Annotated in this window: 20 protein-coding genes; 3 read left to right on the top strand and 17 right to left on the bottom strand. The window is 38.1% G+C overall.

Annotated elements, in window-relative coordinates; all coding sequences use genetic code 11:
* Window positions 1-5: 5 nt before the first annotated feature.
* From FS458_RS03430 to FS458_RS03405, 6 genes are read right to left on the bottom strand one after another with little or no spacing between them, the layout of a single operon-like run.
* On the bottom strand, window positions 6-1,214 hold the full coding sequence (locus FS458_RS03430) for a type II secretion system F family protein (RefSeq protein WP_066397965.1): 1,209 nt from the start codon (window positions 1,212-1,214) through the stop codon (window positions 6-8).
* Window position 1,215: 1 nt separating this feature from the next.
* Window positions 1,216-2,256 (bottom strand): type IV pilus twitching motility protein PilT, encoded by a 1,041-nt coding sequence (locus FS458_RS03425; protein ID WP_066397967.1) that lies wholly within the window; start codon window positions 2,254-2,256, stop codon window positions 1,216-1,218.
* Between the two features lie 8 nt (window positions 2,257-2,264).
* On the bottom strand, window positions 2,265-3,929 hold the full coding sequence (locus FS458_RS03420; protein WP_144697869.1) for a GspE/PulE family protein: 1,665 nt from the start codon (window positions 3,927-3,929) through the stop codon (window positions 2,265-2,267).
* Complete coding sequence (locus FS458_RS03415; protein ID WP_144697867.1) at window positions 3,926-5,317, bottom strand: VanW family protein; 1,392 nt, start codon at window positions 5,315-5,317, stop codon at window positions 3,926-3,928. The genes FS458_RS03420 and FS458_RS03415 overlap by 4 nt, the downstream gene beginning before the upstream one ends.
* 10 nt (window positions 5,318-5,327) lie before the next feature.
* Window positions 5,328-6,065, bottom strand: coding sequence for a PRC-barrel domain-containing protein (locus FS458_RS03410; protein ID WP_066397975.1), 738 nt, complete (start codon window positions 6,063-6,065; stop codon window positions 5,328-5,330).
* Between the two features lie 37 nt (window positions 6,066-6,102).
* The gene (locus FS458_RS03405; RefSeq protein ID WP_144697865.1) at window positions 6,103-7,521 is read right to left on the bottom strand and encodes a hypothetical protein; all 1,419 of its coding nucleotides are present in this window, start codon (window positions 7,519-7,521) and stop codon (window positions 6,103-6,105) included.
* Window positions 7,522-7,689: 168 nt separating this feature from the next.
* On the opposite strand from FS458_RS03405, the gene FS458_RS03400 reads away from it, so the two are divergent.
* The 3 genes from FS458_RS03400 to FS458_RS03390 are packed head-to-tail and all read left to right on the top strand — an operon-like array spanning window position 7,690 to window position 10,387.
* Complete coding sequence (locus FS458_RS03400) at window positions 7,690-8,127, top strand: type IV pilus modification PilV family protein (RefSeq protein WP_066397981.1); 438 nt, start codon at window positions 7,690-7,692, stop codon at window positions 8,125-8,127.
* Window positions 8,108-8,587, top strand: a complete 480-nt coding sequence (locus FS458_RS03395; protein WP_144697861.1) for a prepilin-type N-terminal cleavage/methylation domain-containing protein — start codon at window positions 8,108-8,110, stop codon at window positions 8,585-8,587. The genes FS458_RS03400 and FS458_RS03395 overlap by 20 nt, the downstream gene beginning before the upstream one ends.
* 3 nt (window positions 8,588-8,590) lie before the next feature.
* Window positions 8,591-10,387, top strand: a complete 1,797-nt coding sequence (locus tag FS458_RS03390) for a hypothetical protein (protein ID WP_144697859.1) — start codon at window positions 8,591-8,593, stop codon at window positions 10,385-10,387.
* Between the two features lie 64 nt (window positions 10,388-10,451).
* On the opposite strand, the gene FS458_RS03385 is transcribed toward FS458_RS03390, so the two are convergent.
* The 11 genes from FS458_RS03385 to flgM form a co-directional block, all read right to left on the bottom strand.
* Window positions 10,452-10,766 (bottom strand): DUF5658 family protein, encoded by a 315-nt coding sequence (locus tag FS458_RS03385; protein WP_066397985.1) that lies wholly within the window; start codon window positions 10,764-10,766, stop codon window positions 10,452-10,454.
* 124 nt (window positions 10,767-10,890) lie between these two features.
* Complete coding sequence (locus tag FS458_RS03380) at window positions 10,891-11,067, bottom strand: YjfB family protein (protein WP_144697857.1); 177 nt, start codon at window positions 11,065-11,067, stop codon at window positions 10,891-10,893.
* A 233-nt stretch (window positions 11,068-11,300) separates the two neighbouring features.
* A complete protein-coding gene (locus FS458_RS03375) occupies window positions 11,301-12,371 on the bottom strand; it encodes a glycosyltransferase (RefSeq protein WP_144697855.1) in 1,071 nt (356 codons plus the stop codon).
* Between the two features lie 70 nt (window positions 12,372-12,441).
* On the bottom strand, window positions 12,442-13,254 hold the full coding sequence (locus FS458_RS03370; protein ID WP_144697854.1) for a flagellin: 813 nt from the start codon (window positions 13,252-13,254) through the stop codon (window positions 12,442-12,444).
* A gap of 144 nt (window positions 13,255-13,398) precedes the next feature.
* Window positions 13,399-13,626 carry a carbon storage regulator CsrA gene (gene csrA, locus FS458_RS03365; protein WP_144697852.1) on the bottom strand — a complete coding sequence of 76 codons (228 nt, stop codon included), beginning with the start codon at window positions 13,624-13,626 and terminating at the stop codon, window positions 13,399-13,401.
* 3 nt (window positions 13,627-13,629) lie between these two features.
* Window positions 13,630-14,073 (bottom strand): flagellar assembly protein FliW, encoded by a 444-nt coding sequence (gene fliW, locus FS458_RS03360; RefSeq protein ID WP_144697849.1) that lies wholly within the window; start codon window positions 14,071-14,073, stop codon window positions 13,630-13,632.
* Between the two features lie 26 nt (window positions 14,074-14,099).
* A complete protein-coding gene (locus tag FS458_RS03355) occupies window positions 14,100-14,654 on the bottom strand; it encodes a DUF6470 family protein (protein WP_144697847.1) in 555 nt (184 codons plus the stop codon).
* A 64-nt stretch (window positions 14,655-14,718) separates the two neighbouring features.
* Complete coding sequence (gene flgL, locus FS458_RS03350; RefSeq protein ID WP_066398006.1) at window positions 14,719-15,615, bottom strand: flagellar hook-associated protein FlgL; 897 nt, start codon at window positions 15,613-15,615, stop codon at window positions 14,719-14,721.
* Window positions 15,616-15,625: 10 nt separating this feature from the next.
* Complete coding sequence (gene flgK / locus FS458_RS03345) at window positions 15,626-17,161, bottom strand: flagellar hook-associated protein FlgK (RefSeq protein ID WP_144697845.1); 1,536 nt, start codon at window positions 17,159-17,161, stop codon at window positions 15,626-15,628.
* Between the two features lie 18 nt (window positions 17,162-17,179).
* Entirely contained in the window at window positions 17,180-17,638 is a 459-nt protein-coding gene (locus FS458_RS03340) for a flagellar protein FlgN (RefSeq protein WP_186320431.1), read from the bottom strand.
* Window positions 17,639-17,648: 10 nt separating this feature from the next.
* Window positions 17,649-17,915 carry a flagellar biosynthesis anti-sigma factor FlgM gene (flgM, locus tag FS458_RS03335; protein WP_144697841.1) on the bottom strand — a complete coding sequence of 89 codons (267 nt, stop codon included), beginning with the start codon at window positions 17,913-17,915 and terminating at the stop codon, window positions 17,649-17,651.
* Window positions 17,916-17,971 lie beyond the last annotated feature (56 nt).

The following is a 17,971-nucleotide window of genomic DNA, read 5'->3' as shown; positions in this document are numbered from 1 at the left end:
ATGTATTAACCAATTGTTTTATAAATTTCAAACATCGGTACCATTACGGATACAACAATCGTACCAACTACAGATGCCAAGAAAACAATCATCAATGGCTCAATCAACGCTTTTAAGCGATCTGTCCCCGTTTCAACTTCTTTTTCATAAAAATCTGCTACTTTTGCAAGCATTTCATCCAGCGATCCAGTTTCTTCACCAATTGATATCATTTGGGTTACGAGTGGCGGGAATATCCAATGATTTTTCATCGGTTCTGTCAATCGCTGACCGGTTTCCAGAGAACTTCTCGATTCACGAATCACCTTTGCCACTACCTCATTCTCTACCACTTTTTCCACAATCGATAAGGATTGCAGAATTGGAACTGAACTTGAAAACAGTGAACTAAGCGTTCGTGTCATCCTCGCAAGTGCAGATTTCTGAAGTAGTTTACCGAATATAGGAACTTTCAAAATTACATAATCAAAGTAATATCGGCTTGATTTATTTTTACGAATAATCAAGAGTGCCAAATAGAATAACACCAAGAATATGAGTAAAAGCCACCAAAAACCTTGCACAAAATCACTGGCTCCTAAAACAAATCGTGTAATAGCTGGGAGCTCTCCTCCAGCTTCTTGAAGCATAGCCGCAAACGTTGGCACAACTTTAGCTAGCAAGAAGATTACTACAAATACTGCCACCACTCCGACTATCATTGGATACATCATCGCTGATATGATCTTTTGCTTCGTATAATGCTGCTTTTCAAAGTAGGTCGCTAGTTGATCGAGTGTATCGTCCAAACTACCACCTGCTTCACCTGCGGACACCATGTTAATGACCATCGGTGGAAACACATTTCGGTGTCGACTCATCGCATTAGACAATGGGTTACCTTGCCGAAGCTCTTCTTCCACATCTGCTAACACCTTTTGCAGCGCCTTACTTTCTGTCTGAGCAGCCATGATACTTGTCGAGTCAACAACGGATACACCCGCTCGCAACAATGTTGCAAACTGCCTTAAGAAAATGACAAACTGCTGAGATTTTACTGGACTGCCTAACGAAATTTCTTTGTTAAACAGCGTTTGTTTCATCTCTTGTACTTCTGTGACTGCGATTCCTTTTTCTTTTAGCTTTAGAACCGCCTCACGCTTGGATAGCCCAAGAACGGAGCCTGTACGTTTTTTTCCGCTCTTGTCACGACCTACATAACTAAACTGTGCCATCTTAGCCTCCCTTCTCCAGGAGATATGGCTCCACGAACTCTCTTGAAACTTCGTTGCGCTCAAGAGCTTCCTTGGCAGACATCTCAAACGTATGCATACCAGCGTTTTTGCTTGTCTGCATCACACTATGAATCTGGTGAATCTTTTCATTGCGGATCAAGTTCGCTACAGCAGGTGTATTGACTAACACCTCAGTAATCGCTCTTCTTCCTTTACCATCATTGGTTGGAAGAAGCCTTTGCGACATGACACCGACTAAGACGGAGGCTAACTGAATACGGATCTGTCCTTGTTGTTCCGGTGGAAACACATCGACGATTCGATCAATCGTTGATGATGCGTTTGTCGTATGTAGTGTGCCTAGAACAAGGTGACCCGTTTCCGCTGCCGTAATAGCTGTTGCAATGGTTTCCAGATCCCGCATTTCCCCGAGCAGAATCACATCAGGGTCTTGACGGAGTGCTGCGCGAAGGCCGTTTGCAAAATTGTTCGTATCAAACCCAATTTCACGCTGGTCGATCACGCACGTTCGATGTTTGTGCAAGTACTCGATCGGGTCCTCTAACGTAATTATGTGCCGACTCATCGTCCGGTTCATAAAATCGATCATCGAGGCAAGAGTCGTAGACTTACCGCTCCCCGTTGGGCCGGTAACAAGCACGAGTCCTTGATGTTTCCCCGCCATCTTCCGTACACTTTCAGGAAGCTTCAGATCTTCCATGCTGGGAATAGAAGTTGGAATGATTCGAAAAGCAAGACTCACACAGGACCGCTGACGGTATGCGTTTACCCTGAACCGCGATAATCCTTGAATCCCATACGAGATATCAATTTCTCCCGCTTCTTCAAAATCGGAATAATACTTTTCATCAATGACTAGTTGTGAAATCTGTTCCGTATCCTCGGGTCTCAACGCTTCACTACCGTATCGTTTTAATCCCCCATTGATTCGAAAAACAGGAGGCATCCCAACAGACAGGTGAACATCTGATGCTTTTAATTGAAAGGCTGCTCTCAGCCATTGTTCCAGCTTTTCTTTCATGTCAGCACCTACTCGTTGATGGCTACACGCAAGACTTCTTCAGTCGTCGTTAAGCCTTGTTTCACTTTTAGGAACCCATCATCAATCAAAAAGATAGTTCCATTTTTCATCGCATAATCACGCAATTCTACAATTGGTCTGTTGTTCATAATGAGCTGGCGAATATGCTCGTCCACAACTAAAACTTCATGAAGAGCAATCCTGCCTTTATATCCCGTACTGTTGCACATGCCGCAGCCTTTTCCACGAGAAACGGCTTCAATCTTGATACCGCGTTTAGCGAAGATTTCTTTTTCTCGTTCTGTCGCTTTAAACGTTTGTTTACAATCACGGCATACTCTTCGGACCAACCGCTGAGCGATAACTCCAGATAGCGATGCAGCAACTAAGAACGGTTCAACACCCATATCAGTAAGACGAGCGATCGTACCGATTGAGTCATTCGTATGAAGCGTGCTTAATACTAAGTGACCCGTTAGAGACGCACGAACTGCAATTTCAGCCGTTTCAGTATCTCGAATTTCCCCGATCATGACGATGTCAGGATCCTGTCGGAGAATAGAACGCAAACCACTTGCAAACGTAAGACCAACTGAAGAGTTCACTTGAATCTGGTTAATCCCCGCCAGTTGGTATTCAACTGGATCCTCAATCGTTACTAGGTTCACTTCCTCTGTGTTCAACTTGTTTAATGCTGCATACAGAGTTGATGATTTACCTGATCCCGTCGGACCCGTGATTAAGATAATGCCGTTCGGCTGTTTGATTAGATTTGTAAACCGCTGCATGTTCAGCTTGTTAAAACCTAGATTCTCTAGATGATTTAACGAACTACCGAGATCAAGAATACGCAGGACAATCTTCTCACCATAGATCGCTGGCAATGTAGATACACGAAGGTCTACAGGATGCATATCCAGTGTCATCTTTATTCGTCCATCTTGAGGCAATCGGCTTTCGGTTATGTTCAAGTTCGCCATAATCTTAATACGAGCCGTCAGCATGTTCTGCATATGCTTTGGTAGACTTCGTTCCGTTTTTAACATCCCGTCGATTCGGTAACGAATCACAATCTTGGTTTCGTGAGGATCAAAATGGATATCACTCGCTTTTTGCTGAACACCTTGCTGGATGATCTGATTCACGAGCTTAACGATTGGTGAATCTTCTTCTGTCATTCGGCTGTCATCACTCAACGACGCACCTTGTGGCAGAAGATCAAGAAACTCGTCCATAGAATCATCGATATCGTAATACTTGTTATGAGCACGTATAATATCGTCTTTTGCTGATATCGCACGTTCAATTTGAAAACCAGTTGTTAATCGCAAATCATCGATAACGGTAAAATCCATAGGATCTGCCATCGCAACAAAGAGCTTATCTGCTTCCTTTTTCACCGGCATAAGAAAATGTCTTCTAGCAAACTCTCTTGGGACAATTGCCACTGCTTGTTCATCAATGGGATAGCGATACAAGCTTAAGTGCGGAATACCGAGTTGAAATTCAAGTACCTCGATAAGCTGCTGTTCGGTCAGCAGACCCTTTTCGATAAAAGCATCACCAAGTTTTTGGTTGCTACGTTTTTCTTTTAACGTTTGCTGAAGAACTTCTTCAGTGATTAATCCAGACTCTACTAAAAGATCACCAAGGCGCTTTTTTTGAACGATCACTTTATCTCACCGTCGCTCTCTTTACCAGGATTACTAGGATTTGTTTCTTTTTCTGGAACAGGCTTTGATGTAGTTGGTTTATCCGAAGGGTCAGTTCCCGGAATACCTGGCATTACAGGTACATAAGGGTTCATCGGATTATTCGGATCTGGATAATACGGGAAAGGATACGGATAAGGCGTTCCAGGTGTACCCTCTTCTGGTGTTGTTTCAGGCGTTTCCTCTTCCTCAACCGGATAGCCTCTCACCTCTATACGATGTCGCGGCGGATAAAAATCTTCTGCCAGCTTTTCCGAAGCCACTTCCTCACCACCAGAACCAAACGATTTACGATAGACCGTTGCCAGATAGCCTTCCCTTCCACCACTTACGGTAACTGCACTCAGAATCGATGCCAGCTGGTCATTAAAATGAATAATAGTCTTTGGTTCAAATACTTGCTTGTCCACTTTGACGGTATATGTATAAGGAAGTGGTACCCCAACAATAGAAACGCTTAAATTGTTTCCATCCATCATAAAGTTGAACTTATAAGACGAAGCATTTGTATTCTTAAAAGCTAGATCCATGTCTTGAGGTTTAACGAGTGCTTCATATCCTAGTGACGCATAATCAGGCAGCTCTCTTGATGTATGACGTTCGATGATGCTGAAGTTTGTTTTTTGTATCGCTCCATAAATGCCACTAGCCAGCACGTTAAGATCAATCGAATCTTGTGCCGTCATGTCTACTTCTTCTAGAGCTCCTATTAATGAGAAAACTTCTCCTGGTTTCATCTCATAATTTTCTAAACCCTCTACCCAATCTTCCAAAAGAACATGCTCTCCTGGGAGTTTAATCGTGCTTTCACTCACCACTTCTTCTGCTTGTCCGAACGTAGTGAGAAATTCGTTTATTGGGATTTCAAGTTCATTTGTTTGTAAAGTAGAGCCTATCTTTTTCAGGTGCGCATGTAGCATCTCTTCATCCAATAACTCTGTAAGTCCACTAACTTGAAGTTGTTGTATCGATTTTTCAACCGTTTCCTTATTTACGTTTACTAATAACGGTGAAACACTATCCGAAAGATTCTTCAGACTATCTTCAACCTGAAACTGCCATACATCACTAGGCAATTTAACTTTTTGCTCGATGTAAACCAAGTACACGGGATGCTCGTTTTGCCACTGTGATACTTTTTCGTTAACCAGTGGAAGCGCTTCTGATTTTGATAGATTTTCTAAAGGGATAGAAGCGATAGCAACCCCCGTACCATACTTTTCTTCTTCGAAAATATTAGAGTATACCTTTGTCCCTAAGTGACTAAAAAAGAAAAGAAAAAGAGCTGCAAGGCTAAGGGATGCAAAGATCACAAGAAAATTTTTGGGATTGAATTCTCTTTTAGCCATCGCGTTCTCTTTAGCCCACAACGTTCATGGAAAGTTCTGCTAGAACGGCAGGTCCTTTCTCTTGAGCTTTCCGCACATCCTCTTTATTTAGAGTGGTTCCGTTCGGAAATAAAAGCTCACCGTTTCTTTCGAAGATATCTTTGGTTGTCGTTCGTCCAGTCAATAATTTCAGTTGCTTTTCTTGAAACTCAGATAATTCGTTTGTTTCAACAGACACAGCAACCTCTTCTTCTACTTCAACAGCGCCACCTAATAAAGACTCAGCTTTATCTAAAAAGTTCAACTGTGCTTCTTCTTTAATAACGATCAAATCACGTCCATAAGTGATAAGCTGTTCGGATGAAAGGATGACTTTCTTTGAGCGTAGTGACAATTCCAGACCAAGAATGGCTCCCGTGTCTTCGTTGATAAAGAACTCTGTCGCTTCTCCAATCAGTTGACCTTTACGATCAATCAACTTAGCTCCAACTACAGTAATTTTCTTTTGCACAAGTTCGTTTGCGATCGGAATCTCTGTTAAATCAAAGATCGATGTGCTGTCTTCAATCATTACTGCAAACTCTCCAACACCTACAATTTTCTTAAATGGAACCGCGCGTACGCTGATCTGCCAGTCCGCATGTTCAACCGTTAGGAAATCAACCATACCTTCTTTTGGATTAACGACTAATGACTTTACATGTCCTACTTCTGCTCCATCTGCAATACTAATAATAGGCAGTCCAACAAATTGATTACTTTTTTTCATATTACTCACCCAGTCCTTTATGTTTTAAATAATTATGTTATTTGTTCATTTCTTTGTATCTTTGAAGCTCTTCTACAATAACAGGATAAATGCTTAGCTTTTCTTCCATTTTCTCAATTAAAGGATTGAAGCTGTTTAATTCACTAGATTTCACATAAGAATCTAACAATAGTTTTGAAAACAGATAGAAGTCTTTGTCTGATAATTTTTGGTTCAATAATGTGACGAGCATTTCTTGATAAGAGCTATGATCGCCTGTCTCTTCGTACGAGCGCAAGGTACTTAGAAACATATCCTGTAGCTCTACATTCATATCAGGTGTACTGATCTCAACGGATTCGTTAATAGAGGCTTCAACTTCTTCTATTTCAGCCACTACTTCTTCTGTATCCGACACAGAAAACTCATCTTGCTCTTCGTATGATTCTATCTCTTCAACCGATTCTACTGTTTCAACTACTTCTTCCATAGGTGTTGCTTCAATTTCAGATTCAACTTCAACTTGTATAGGCTCTTCTAATGTGATTTCAACTTCGATGATAGGTTCTTCCATGATGTGGGCTTCTTCGGTGTTTATCTCTTCAATCGCAGTTAACAACTCTTCTGTATCCTCTACTTCTAGTAGTTCCTCAAGCATGGATTCTGTTGATGATTCATTATCCTCCAAAATAAAGTTCTTATCATGAGATAGTTCTTCGGTTGGTTCAATGATCTCCTCGAGTGATGAGATTTCAATATCCGGTGTCTCTACTATTGTGTCCGTTTCACCTAAATCTTCTAATAATGAGGCGCGTTGTAAAAGAATCTCCTCATTTTCTATATCGGTAGCTATAGGCATATTCGTAAGCTCTTCATCAGATATTTCTCTCGTTTCTTTTAAGAATTCGAATTCATCTTCAATAGATTCAGAGAGTATGTCTTCCGTTTCCAGTTCTTCTACAGGCAAAACGATATCTATACTCATTTTTTCTTCTTCTGCTATAATTTTGTCGATATCTAAATCTAATAGTTCATTAGGGTCTAACGCTTGTAAATCTTCAGTTATCAATGAACCTTCTTCAAATACTTTTATCTCGTTATCAAATTCACTGCTCATTACTAATTCTTCTATTGCAGCAGCGTGTTCATCTTGTTCTATAAGATTCTCTTGAACATACTCCTCAGGTGCTATTTCATTCTGGGAAAAAGAAAAAACAATATCTGATTGCCCTGTACTCGCTGAAACTAAGTTGAATTTTTTTGCTGCTATATATGATGCAATGAAAGCAATTAACATCATTGCAGTAAGAGCTAATCCAAAAGATAAATTATTTAAAATAAACAACCCTCCTAAAGCCAACAAAAAAGCTAGCCCTAGAATTGTCATTTTTAATGGCCGTTTAACGTTTGGAGGATAAAAATATAGCAGCGAACCTACAATTAATGTGATTACTAACAAAACAATAATTTGTGTCAATGAACTCTCCTCAATTCCAATATTCGCTAATTAAACCTATAATACTACATTTTTACTAAAAATCACCCAATAATATCAAACTTTTCTAAAAAATATTGTATAATTAAGCAGTAAAATCTTTATTACTAGGTCTTTATGACCAAAAAAAAACAGTTAAGGATGATTATAATGCTTTCAGAAAAAGGTTTTTCTCTAATAGAGGTTCTTATTTCATTAACGATCCTATCTGTTTCCGTTATAGGGATTTCGCAGTTTTTTCACCAAGCAAACCAAATATCAGCAGGAAATAACACAAAGCTAGTTGCTACCAATCTAGCTCGGATGACATTGGAGCGTATACAGATTAATCATGAGCCATATGGAATTAATTTGATTTCTGGAATGTCTGAAAAGTCATTAACCAAATCCACCTGTTCAACCTCTGCTTGCCAAAGTTTATATGAGATGGATATTAATAATAAGCCATATAAGATAACCATAAGAGTTAAACAATTACCTGCCGATAAAGAGATAGGACTATATTCTGCAAAAGTTCTTGTCAATTATGGGAAACCAAATCCTACATCTGTAGAGGGGTATTTAAAAGATGCTGCGAGAACGAATTAGATACTTAGACCAAAGAGGTTTCACCTTAGTCGAATCTTTACTTTCCCTTGTTCTCTTCTCCATTATCGCTACTGCTGTTTATTTCGTTTTACTCAACGGATTAAAAACAGAGAACAAAATTTATAATGAAACATTAATTCGTGATGAAGCAGATTTAGTCATGTCAGAATTTATTAACGTACTTTACACTGCAACACCTTCAAAAGTGAAAGAAACAGTGAATGATCCTAATAATCTCGTTTATAAATTAAATAACAATACGAGCAAAACCATTGGATTCGTACAAGATAAGCCTGTTATCGATGGCAGGCAGATTAGCTCTAACGATTTTAATTTCTCAGGATCCACAATAACTATAGTGGATAAAAGTATTAAAATTGATCTGTTAGTTGGAAGTAACAAGAATGCCAATGCAAAAAAGCTAAAACTAGAAAGTCAATTTAGACTAATGGAGGAATAACGCATGAAATACTTTTGTTCTGAAAAAGGTAATACGTTGATAATCGCCCTTTTGATGATCGTTATTTTCACGGTCGCAGGACTCTCCTTAGTCACTACAACATTTAATGGTGTCAAAAAAACAGATGCGCGTGAAACGCAAATTCAATCTATTGAACTGGCTGAAAAAGGAATTGATTATGTATCCACCCTTCTAGAGACTCGGTCAAAAGATTATATAAACCTGGATGTTTCTGCATTCGACACAGCCCTAACTAACCTTCTAGATAATTATGAAGTAGACAAACCAAGTGATGCTTTTTTGCCTAACTCCACTATTCCTGCAGAAGACGGTGTCGTTAAAGTTAAGATTTATGATCGTAAGAGAATCTCAACGAATCCCGAAGACTTAACGCAAACGATGACTATACATAGCCAGGCAACAGTAAAAGGAAAAACAAAAACCTTAATTTCAACGATTCAGCTTGGCGGTAAACAAACACCTGAAGCACTTAATTATGCGCTTGGTTCGTATAATCCATTCCCTTGTACGGGCAGTAATTGTAATTCTTCTACCGATGACGGAAACATGTTTCTACATGGCGGAGTAGCCATTAAAGGCGATGTTTATGTTGAAGGTAACTTAGTGACTCACAATAACGGTATTGAAGGAGAGGCAAGAAACTGGATTCCATCAGATTATCCGAGTATGGAAGGTGAAGGCTCTCAAAAAGCCCGGCTGATCTTGCTGAAGAATTTATATAAACTGAAAAATTCTCCAAACTACAGTGTTCATATTAAAGAAAAAGATTTTCCTTCATCACTTAACTGGTACGAGGAATTTTTAGGACAGGGAAAATATGAAAAACTAGATAAAAACTTTATAAGTCCAGCTTTTACAAGCTTTCAAAGTAAGTACGTTCCCAAAATTGAGACAAGAACACCAAAGTTCACTCCGATTAAAATTGACGACCAAAATGATGATTACTTTTTTACAGATTCAACTAGGAACTTTACAGTTACTAAACCACCTGCAAATTGTGTATTTATATTAGATCTTCAAAACAGATGTACCAATTCCAGAACTAACAATGGAAATGTATACGTTAATTCAGTGAATCCTGTTCCTTTTATGGAAAGCTTTTCGTTTAAACGTTTGAGCACAACTAATAGTGTATCGTTTAATAGTCATCCGAACAAAATCGCAAATTGGAACCAACTGTCATTCGAAAATGGTGCATACATTGGTGGTAATTTAACAATTGGAAAACCTGAAGCTAACGGCCATTATAATGTTAACAACTACGAGAAATTCGAGATAAAAGGTCCTATCTTTGTAAATGGTAACCTAACGATCTGGAATTCACATGTAAAATTTGATTCTGTGATTTACGTAACAGGAACAACAACGATCCGTTTTGCTAGGTTAGAAGGAACTCAGAATGGGAACGAAGATGAGAAATCATTAGTACTCTTTGGTAAGAAAAAAATACTGATTGCCAATAACAACGTTTATAAAAATGATCCTAATATTATAAGAGGATTCTTTTATTCAGAGGACTTAATGGAAATCTACGGAGTTGGATCTAACGTTGAATTACAAGGTGGAGTATTTGGCAGAAAAGTTGTGTTGAATGCTACTAGAGGTAATGTAACTGAAGGTAGTTCTAGAGACAAATACGATGATAACCAAGACAGAATCTCACCTGATGAATCACGGCTAAGAGTCATTTATAACCCAGATCTTATTCAAAACCCACCCGAAGGACTACCAAAAGTAACAGAGTTATCTGTGAAAAAAATAGATAGGTATTTGAAATAACTATTAAAGCCCACCAGAGATTCTGGTGGGCTTTTTTATATGCTATTTATAGAGAGAATTTTACTTATCTTACGAGTAGAACATTAATGGTTATATGCCATATAATTACTACAGAATAAATGAGCAATGCTATGTTGAGTAACACTTGAACTCTTTTCTTTAAAGGAACAAATCCAACTGCGATGATCAAATACGTAAAAAAGAATTTAACTAGCAGAAAGATAACAGGATCATATTCATAGATACCACGCATCAACGGGTTTAGTTCTCTACCACCTTTTTGCAGCAACTGATGAGTAAACAGAGCATCTGCCGCATTTAAGAGACCTAAACACAAACAAACCCACAAATGTCGCTGTATTCGTACAAGCCGTTCCATCTCCGCTCACTCTCCTCTACTAATGAAGTATACCCATATTGAGAAAGAAAGTTTACTAGAAATGTGTTGCAAAAGTCGACAGGAATATCGACAAAAAGAAAAGACCTCTGAAAAAGAGATCTCTTTATAACTTTAAATCTATTTTGCTACCTATGTGTGGCTGAACAGACTGTTCCAGCATCCTGGTCAAATTCACATTGTTTTGTTCAGCAGTGTTCATCGCCATTTTCATAACAGAGATGTTCGCTTGTTGCTTGACTTGTGAGTGATTCATCATGACAGAAAGAGCAGCAATATCCATACTTACACCTACTCTCATATAAGGTTTAATATTTAAACTTAGTACTTTAACCTGTTTAGACTATGCAACTAATCTATAGGAATAATCGAGCATGATGTAAAAAAGCCACCGGGGTATATCCCGATGACTTAATGAAATTAACGAAGAAGTTGAAGAACTCCTTGTGGTTGTGGTTAGTTTAAGCCATCATAGTTTTTCTGTTAAGAAAGGACCATGTTTAATAAAAATCTTTATCAATTTCTCAATGCTTCCAACCTTTTTGTAGCTGGTTTATATTTATATTCCGAAGATTTTTTATAATACTCTACTGCTTTATCTATATTACCCATTGCTTCATATACTGTTCCTAAATTATAAAGAGCTAAAAAACTACCAGTGCCCTTCACAATTTCTTGTTTTTCATCTTCACCTATTTCTAAACATCTTAAATACTGATGTTCAATAAAAGGAAGATAATTTATGAATTTATTAACATTACTGAATACTAACTCCATAAAAAAAACACCACACACAAAGTGAAAGTCAGTATACATAGTTAGATTATTTTTTTCTTTCTCAATTATTCTTAAACCAAATTCTAAATTCCCACTTTTTATCAAACTATACATATAATCAATAACCATTTTAGGTTTATAGTTCACATTATTTTTTATGTTTTTATAAGATGAGGAAAAATAATTATTTGCTTTAGTATATTCTTTTTTTAAATAATATTGCTTCCCTATTTGGTAGAGGATGTAAGCATCACTCGGAGTCTCATTTAGTTCCTCCAGTAACAGGGGGAGGTTTCTATCGGTTTTATCAGTAAGATAATAACCATCATGCGCAACACTAACAGGAATATTTACTCTTGGTAGGTTCGTATCTAATTGTTCATGAACTTTTCCTTTGAAGAAAATTGCTTTGTTAGGGAACAATCTAGTCACATAAGTTGACTCAACCATTTCTTGTCCATTATCAAAATACTTACTTAAAATATTTATCCTTCCAATTCTATTGTCATTATTTTCAATAAAGTATTTTAATGACTCAGCGTTAGATAAAATGTATTCATCAGCATCTAAGACTAAATTCCAATCAGAGGTTGATTGTTTTATACTAAAATTTCTTGCATCAGAAAAATCTTTTTTCCATTTATATTCAAACAACTTGGCACCCTTTTCAACTGCAATACTCTTTGTGAAATCTGTTGAACCTGTATCAACAATTATTATTTCGTTCACTATGTCCTTAACGCTATCAATACACCTTTTAAGATTATTTTCCTCATTCTTAACTATCATTACCAAAGCTAAAGTTTTCAAGAAAACAACTCCTGTTTACAATCTTAATCTAATAAAGGGACCTTCTGTAAAAGAAGATCCCTTTTTATCATTAACGTAATAATTGAAGTACTCCTTGTGGCTGTTGGTTAGCTTGAGCCAGCATTGCTTGAGCTGCTTGAGAAAGGATAGAGTTTTTAGTTTGCTCCATCATTTCTTTCGCCATGTCTACGTCACGTATACGAGACTCAGCAGCAGTCAAGTTTTCAGAAGAGGTGTTCAAATTATTGATAGTGTGTTCCAAGCGATTTTGAGTAGCACCTAAATCTGAGCGTACAGTTGAAACTTTTCCAATCGCTGTATCTAAAGCACCTATAGCTGTTTGTGCGTTAGTCTTACTTGTTAAATCTCCAACTGTTCCCATAATTGTCGCCGCATCCATATTCTCAAAAGTAAATAAGATTTTTTGTGCAGCATTTGGTCCAACTTGAAATTCTACAGCAGTGGTAGTTCCATCCCAAAGTTTTTGTTTATTAAATTCTGTATCATCAGAAATACGAGTAATCTCTGTTGCTAACGCTTGATACTCTTTATCAATTGCCGCACGATCTTCAGTTACATTCGTATCATTTGAAGATTGAACAGCAAGTTCACGCATACGTTGAAGAATAGAATGTGTTTCATTTAATGCTCCCTCAGCTGTTTGAAGCATTGAAATTCCATCCTGGGCATTTCTTGAACCTTGTTCTAAACCACGGATTTGCCCACGCATTTTTTCAGAGATTGCCAATCCTGCTGCATCATCGCCAGCTCTGTTAATACGCATACCTGAAGATAATTTTTCCATTGATTTACTTTGTGCATTAGAAGCACTTGCTAATTGACGGTGTGTGTTAAGTGCCGCGATATTGTGATTAATTCTCATTATAATTTCCTCCTTGAATGTGTTCCGCCCACATCCTTGTGGTTGGATTCTTTATTGAAACATTCGTACTCTTACGGCCGTTAAAAGTACTGCTTGTTCCTACATTCGTTATATCGGAGTAATTAGAAACATCTTTAATGGATTTTATGAGTTTTTTAACTTTTTTAATGTCTGGAATGTGTTGAGTGAGGTGCTTGCTGCTTTACTGTTCTCTTGTTGAATAGATAGAAAGACTTCTTTACGATGGATCTCTATATGTTTTGGCGCAGAAATTCCTATCTTCACCTGTTCACCATCTATGGATAACACAGTTAATTCAATATCTTCACCAATTTTAATAGCTTCTTGTAGCTTCCGGGTTAATACAAGCATGCCTTAACCCTCCTGTCCGATAATGCTAGATTCTAGTAACTCATGTCTTGTTCGGTATTTACTATCAGGTAGTACTACTTGCTTTGCTAAGTTTTCCTTTACATTAATCACTACAGGTGCCTGAAGATTACCTGTCGATTTTTCTAAAGGTTCTTGTATCGTTAAGATGATCTGAACCAGCACATCAGATTCTTCTTTTATTTTCAATTGACATTGTACCGATTCTACTAATTCAAAATCATAGTTCTTAAAGAATAGAAATGGGTTTGTTGTAAAAAAAGCCAGTTTTTTTGTGGACACCGATTGCAGGGTTGAAAATGGAGTCCCTTCCATAGGTAAAAGAACAAATTGTTTTTCGTCTTCAAAACCCGGTAATCCTTGTTCAAAATGTAAGATATCTTTCTCAGATACCTCTATTATCTCTTCAAACTTGGTATGAAGTATCATAGCAATCATCCTTTATTTTTTGTATTCTATGTCGTCCAGTTGATTGTTAAAGAAGGCATTTGTTCCATGCTTATATTTACCTTACCTGGAGTGTATTGATGCTGAGGTCTATTAATCGTAACATCAATCTCTGGTTTGTGAGTCTGCCAATTTAGTTGAACTTTACTAGGTTGATAATTGATTTTCACACTGTTTGCTCTCGGAATAAAGCCGATGTTAAACTCATACATAGGACTTTCACTATTCATTTTGGCATGTTCCGCTATTGGATTACCACCGTTCTCTACCCTCATTAAGTCATCGCCTTCTTGAGACATTCGAGCCAGACCAGATAGCCAATCTTCATAACCTCTTTGTGCAAACTCTTCAATCCTGCGTGAGATGTGTTTTAAATCCATGTCAGCCCATGCTTCTGTTTGATCAATGGTTAATTGATTAGGTGTTACATTCACTTCTAGTTCAGCTTTCGGCTGTTTAATTTGCAAATCAGCGGGGGCTTGTTGGATTTCTTGAACAGGCTGCTGTGTTTGTAGTCCTATTCTAGCATTCGTGGATTCTAGTCTAAGTTGAGGAACATTCATTATTGATCCCTCCAAAATATTTTATTGCAAGAAAAGAGCTATCACAAGGATAGCTCTCTTAGATTTATCGTAAAAAGTCCATAAGTGTCGGTTGCATGATGCGAGATCCTACTCCTAATGCCGCACGGTGTAAGCTTTCTTGCATCTTTAAGTCTGTAATTACACGCTCGATATCCGCATCTTCATTATCAGAAAGTATGCGATTCGCGATAACTTCTTGCTCGCCAACTCTAGCATCAATTAGTTCTACTCGATTGTATCTTGCTCCTAACTCAGCGCGTTCAGAAACTAAATTATTGATGTGAGAATCTAACTTTTCTAGAAATCCACTAATATCTTGTCCTGAAGTACTCTCAAGGGCTTTTTTCAACTCATTAATATCCCCGAACAAACCGCTTTCCGGTGAGCCAGCTGTATGAGTAAATACATTTTTAGGGTTGATGTTAACTGCAACTTCTATACCTTGAGATAGTTCAAGGTTAACCGTATTACCATTATCTGAAACGGAAGGTGTTTTGCTCAAATCAACCGGTTTTTTCGTTGTATCATTCCCATTAAAAATGTACTTCCCAGCAACCTGTGTATTGGCGATAGAAACGAGATGTTCTTTTAACTGTTCAATTTCTTTTCCAATCATGCCTTTTTGAGATTCTTCATACGTTCCGTTGCTTGCCTGAACGGTTAGCTCACGAATACGCTGCATCACACTTGTTGCTTTATCAAGAGCAGCATCTGAATTATCCATCCAGTTATACGCTTCAGATAGGTTTCGCTTGTACTGCTCAACCTCTGTTAGATTTGTTCGGTAAGTCATGCCTTTCATCGCAACGACTGGATCATCTGATGGACGGCTTATTTTTTTACCCGTTGTTAATTGTTCTTGTGTTTTGGCCATACTTTCATAGCTATTACTTATATGTCGCAGCATGTTATTAGATAACATCGATTGCGTTACGCGCATTTAGTTGCACCTACCTTCCGCCGACACCCAAGCCGTTAATGATTTTATCTAGCATCTCGTCGATTACTGTGATGTTTCGAGCAGATGCGTTATAAGCATGTTGAAACTGAATCATGTTTGTCATTTCTTCATCAAGGGAGACACCACTTACAGAAAGTCGGCGTTGTTGAACGGAATCCGTCAATACAGCTGAGTTGTTCGTGAGTCGAACCGCTTGCTGTGCATCAACTGCCATCTTACCAATTGCTCCTTCATAAAAGCTTTGTAAAGATGATTTACTGCCTGGAAAATCTAGTGGTGCATTCTTCACATCACCTAATCGTAATGCATTGCTACCGTCCCCAGCAAATTGGTTAGTTGCAGCTGCAATGTTATCCAACTCCTTCATGTCATCATGAAGTTTGAGTAATTTTGCTGCACCTTTAGGATTTACCGGATCAGATACCCCTCCAAGGTCGAAGAAATTATAACCGGTGTGAGCACCTGCCTCAATCTCCGATAGACTCCATCCTGCAGAATGAACTTTATTAAATTCTGTCGCAAACTGATAAGCCATTTGATCAAGGTTTGCAAGCATTTCTGGATAGATTCCCTTAACAGAACCATTGTCGTTATAACCATAGGACTCTATCAAACCTTGTAGCTTACCGCCCGCAAACTTACTTACAGCAATCTCAGTACCGTTTACTACCACACTGTCCGCTAATCCATTTCCACCTGTTGCATCATCATATTTAATCGCAAGGTGGTTAACCTGTCCCGTTGCAGAATCTACCAATGTAAACTCAGTTCCATCTTTGTCTTTCATTTTAATATCATAAAGTCCAGCAGCTAGTGGATCTGGTTTACCACCGCTAGGATTTGTTGTAACTTCTACATTTAGTAGAGTGGATAAACGATCTACTAAACTATCTCTCTCATCATAGAGTGTATTAGGAAGATAGCCGTGCGGCTCAACTTCACTAATTTGTTTATTAATGCTCTGAATATCGTCAAGAAGTGCGTTAATTTCTTTTGTCGTGATATTAGCTTGCGACTTTAAATCACCTTGTATGGCAGTTAACGAGTTTGAAAGATAATTAAACGTTTCTGCTACTGCTAACCCACGCTGACGCACAACGGAACGTGCACCTGAATCTTCAGGGTTAACCGATAGATCTTGGAGTGATTGCCAAAAACGGTCAAGAGTTTTTGCTAAACCATTGTCAGATGGTTCATTCATGATGTCTTCCATCTTCTCAAGCGCTTCACTTCTCGCATCCCAATACCCAAGCTTGTTGTTCTCTCCTCGAAATTGAGTATCGAGAAATCCTTCGCGAACACGCTGTACCGATCCAGCCGCTACACCCGTTCCCATCTGTCCAGGAATTTGCGGGCGATTCATACTCGCAGCTGGATATGCTTCAGTCTGAACAAAGTTCACTCTTTGACGGCTATACCCAGGAGTATTCGCATTTGCTATATTGTGACCTGTCGTTTGAAGAGCGGTTTGCTGTGTAAACATTCCTCGACGGGCTGTTTCTAATCCATGAAAGGTTGAGCGCATTGTAATTCCTCCGTAGGTTTAAGCTTTCGAATCAAAAAGTGATGCTGCGTTATTGTGATAAGGATTTTTTTTCGTCTGGTTATAAGTCACAGGTTCACTTTGAGGCTGCATCATACTAAGTGACATATTTACATATTGAAGTGACTGCTCAAGCAACCCTTGATTTAGTTTATTTATATCTTTTAAAGCATCATAAACATTAATCAGTCTGTTTTGCAGATTCAACAATCGTTCTTTTTCGGGTTCTTCTACTTGTTCTAAAACATCATCTAACGTGACATTTGCAAACTTAACAAGTCTTTCTTTTTCTATCTGTTGAAGTCTTTTCACTTGTAGATCTTCTTCTTTTAACAAAACGTCTAATGATTTCATATCTCCTGATTTAAGCACTTCTGTTTTGCGTTCACCAAGAGTTAGAAGATCTGTGTGGGATTGAATCAAACGTTCAAGAAGTGATGTCATCTGTGCCGTTTCCATGAGATCCTCCTTAACCCTGCTTGTAATATTGAATAATGGAAGCTGCTGTTTTAGAAACATTGACTTGATATGTTCCCCTATCCACTTGTTGTTTAATCTCATTCACTTTATTCGTCCGGTCTTGTTCAAATTTTGAGGAAGACAAGAGTTTCTTTGCTTCATCTGAAATTTGTATTTCATCTTTTTTGTATGCATCCTTAACATGATTATCCTTCATATGGGGCACCTGTTTTGTGTATGGGTTATTTTGAATAGAGTTAAAATGGTTAATTCGCATTTTTAGTCACCTCATCTAGAGACTTTAATCTTATTTAATATATCGGCTATTTTATA

It is taken from the genome of Fictibacillus phosphorivorans (assembly GCF_007673525.1).
Taxonomy (GTDB): domain Bacteria; phylum Bacillota; class Bacilli; order Bacillales; family Fictibacillaceae; genus Fictibacillus; species Fictibacillus phosphorivorans_C.
The sequence above is the reverse complement of the archived record's forward strand: the minus strand, read 5'-3'. Positions and strand labels throughout refer to the sequence as shown.

Bases quoted from the DNA above. Each gene is read 5' to 3' on its own strand.
- FS458_RS03380 (WP_144697857.1), bottom strand. From the start codon at position 11,067: ATGGATATTGCTGCTCTTTCTGTCATGATGAATCACTCACAAGTCAAG.
- flgL (WP_066398006.1), bottom strand. From the start codon at position 15,615: ATGCGCGTAACGCAATCGATGTTATCTAATAACATGCTGCGACATATA.
- FS458_RS03410 (WP_066397975.1), bottom strand. From the start codon at position 6,065: ATGAAAAAAAGTAATCAATTTGTTGGACTGCCTATTATTAGTATTGCA.
- FS458_RS03370 (WP_144697854.1), bottom strand. From the start codon at position 13,254: ATGAGAATTAATCACAATATCGCGGCACTTAACACACACCGTCAATTA.
- FS458_RS03355 (WP_144697847.1), bottom strand. From the start codon at position 14,654: ATGAATGTTCCTCAACTTAGACTAGAATCCACGAATGCTAGAATAGGA.
- FS458_RS03425 (WP_066397967.1), bottom strand. From the start codon at position 2,256: ATGAAAGAAAAGCTGGAACAATGGCTGAGAGCAGCCTTTCAATTAAAA.
- flgK (WP_144697845.1), bottom strand. From the start codon at position 17,161: ATGCGCTCAACCTTTCATGGATTAGAAACAGCCCGTCGAGGAATGTTT.
- FS458_RS03400 (WP_066397981.1), top strand. From the start codon at position 7,690: ATGCTTTCAGAAAAAGGTTTTTCTCTAATAGAGGTTCTTATTTCATTA.
- flgM (WP_144697841.1), bottom strand. From the start codon at position 17,915: ATGCGAATTAACCATTTTAACTCTATTCAAAATAACCCATACACAAAA.
- FS458_RS03340 (WP_186320431.1), bottom strand. From the start codon at position 17,638: ATGGAAACGGCACAGATGACATCACTTCTTGAACGTTTGATTCAATCC.
- FS458_RS03390 (WP_144697859.1), top strand. From the start codon at position 8,591: ATGAAATACTTTTGTTCTGAAAAAGGTAATACGTTGATAATCGCCCTT.
- FS458_RS03395 (WP_144697861.1), top strand. From the start codon at position 8,108: ATGCTGCGAGAACGAATTAGATACTTAGACCAAAGAGGTTTCACCTTA.
- FS458_RS03430 (WP_066397965.1), bottom strand. From the start codon at position 1,214: ATGGCACAGTTTAGTTATGTAGGTCGTGACAAGAGCGGAAAAAAACGT.
- FS458_RS03415 (WP_144697867.1), bottom strand. From the start codon at position 5,317: ATGGCTAAAAGAGAATTCAATCCCAAAAATTTTCTTGTGATCTTTGCA.
- fliW (WP_144697849.1), bottom strand. From the start codon at position 14,073: ATGATACTTCATACCAAGTTTGAAGAGATAATAGAGGTATCTGAGAAA.
- FS458_RS03385 (WP_066397985.1), bottom strand. From the start codon at position 10,766: ATGGAACGGCTTGTACGAATACAGCGACATTTGTGGGTTTGTTTGTGT.
- csrA (WP_144697852.1), bottom strand. From the start codon at position 13,626: ATGCTTGTATTAACCCGGAAGCTACAAGAAGCTATTAAAATTGGTGAA.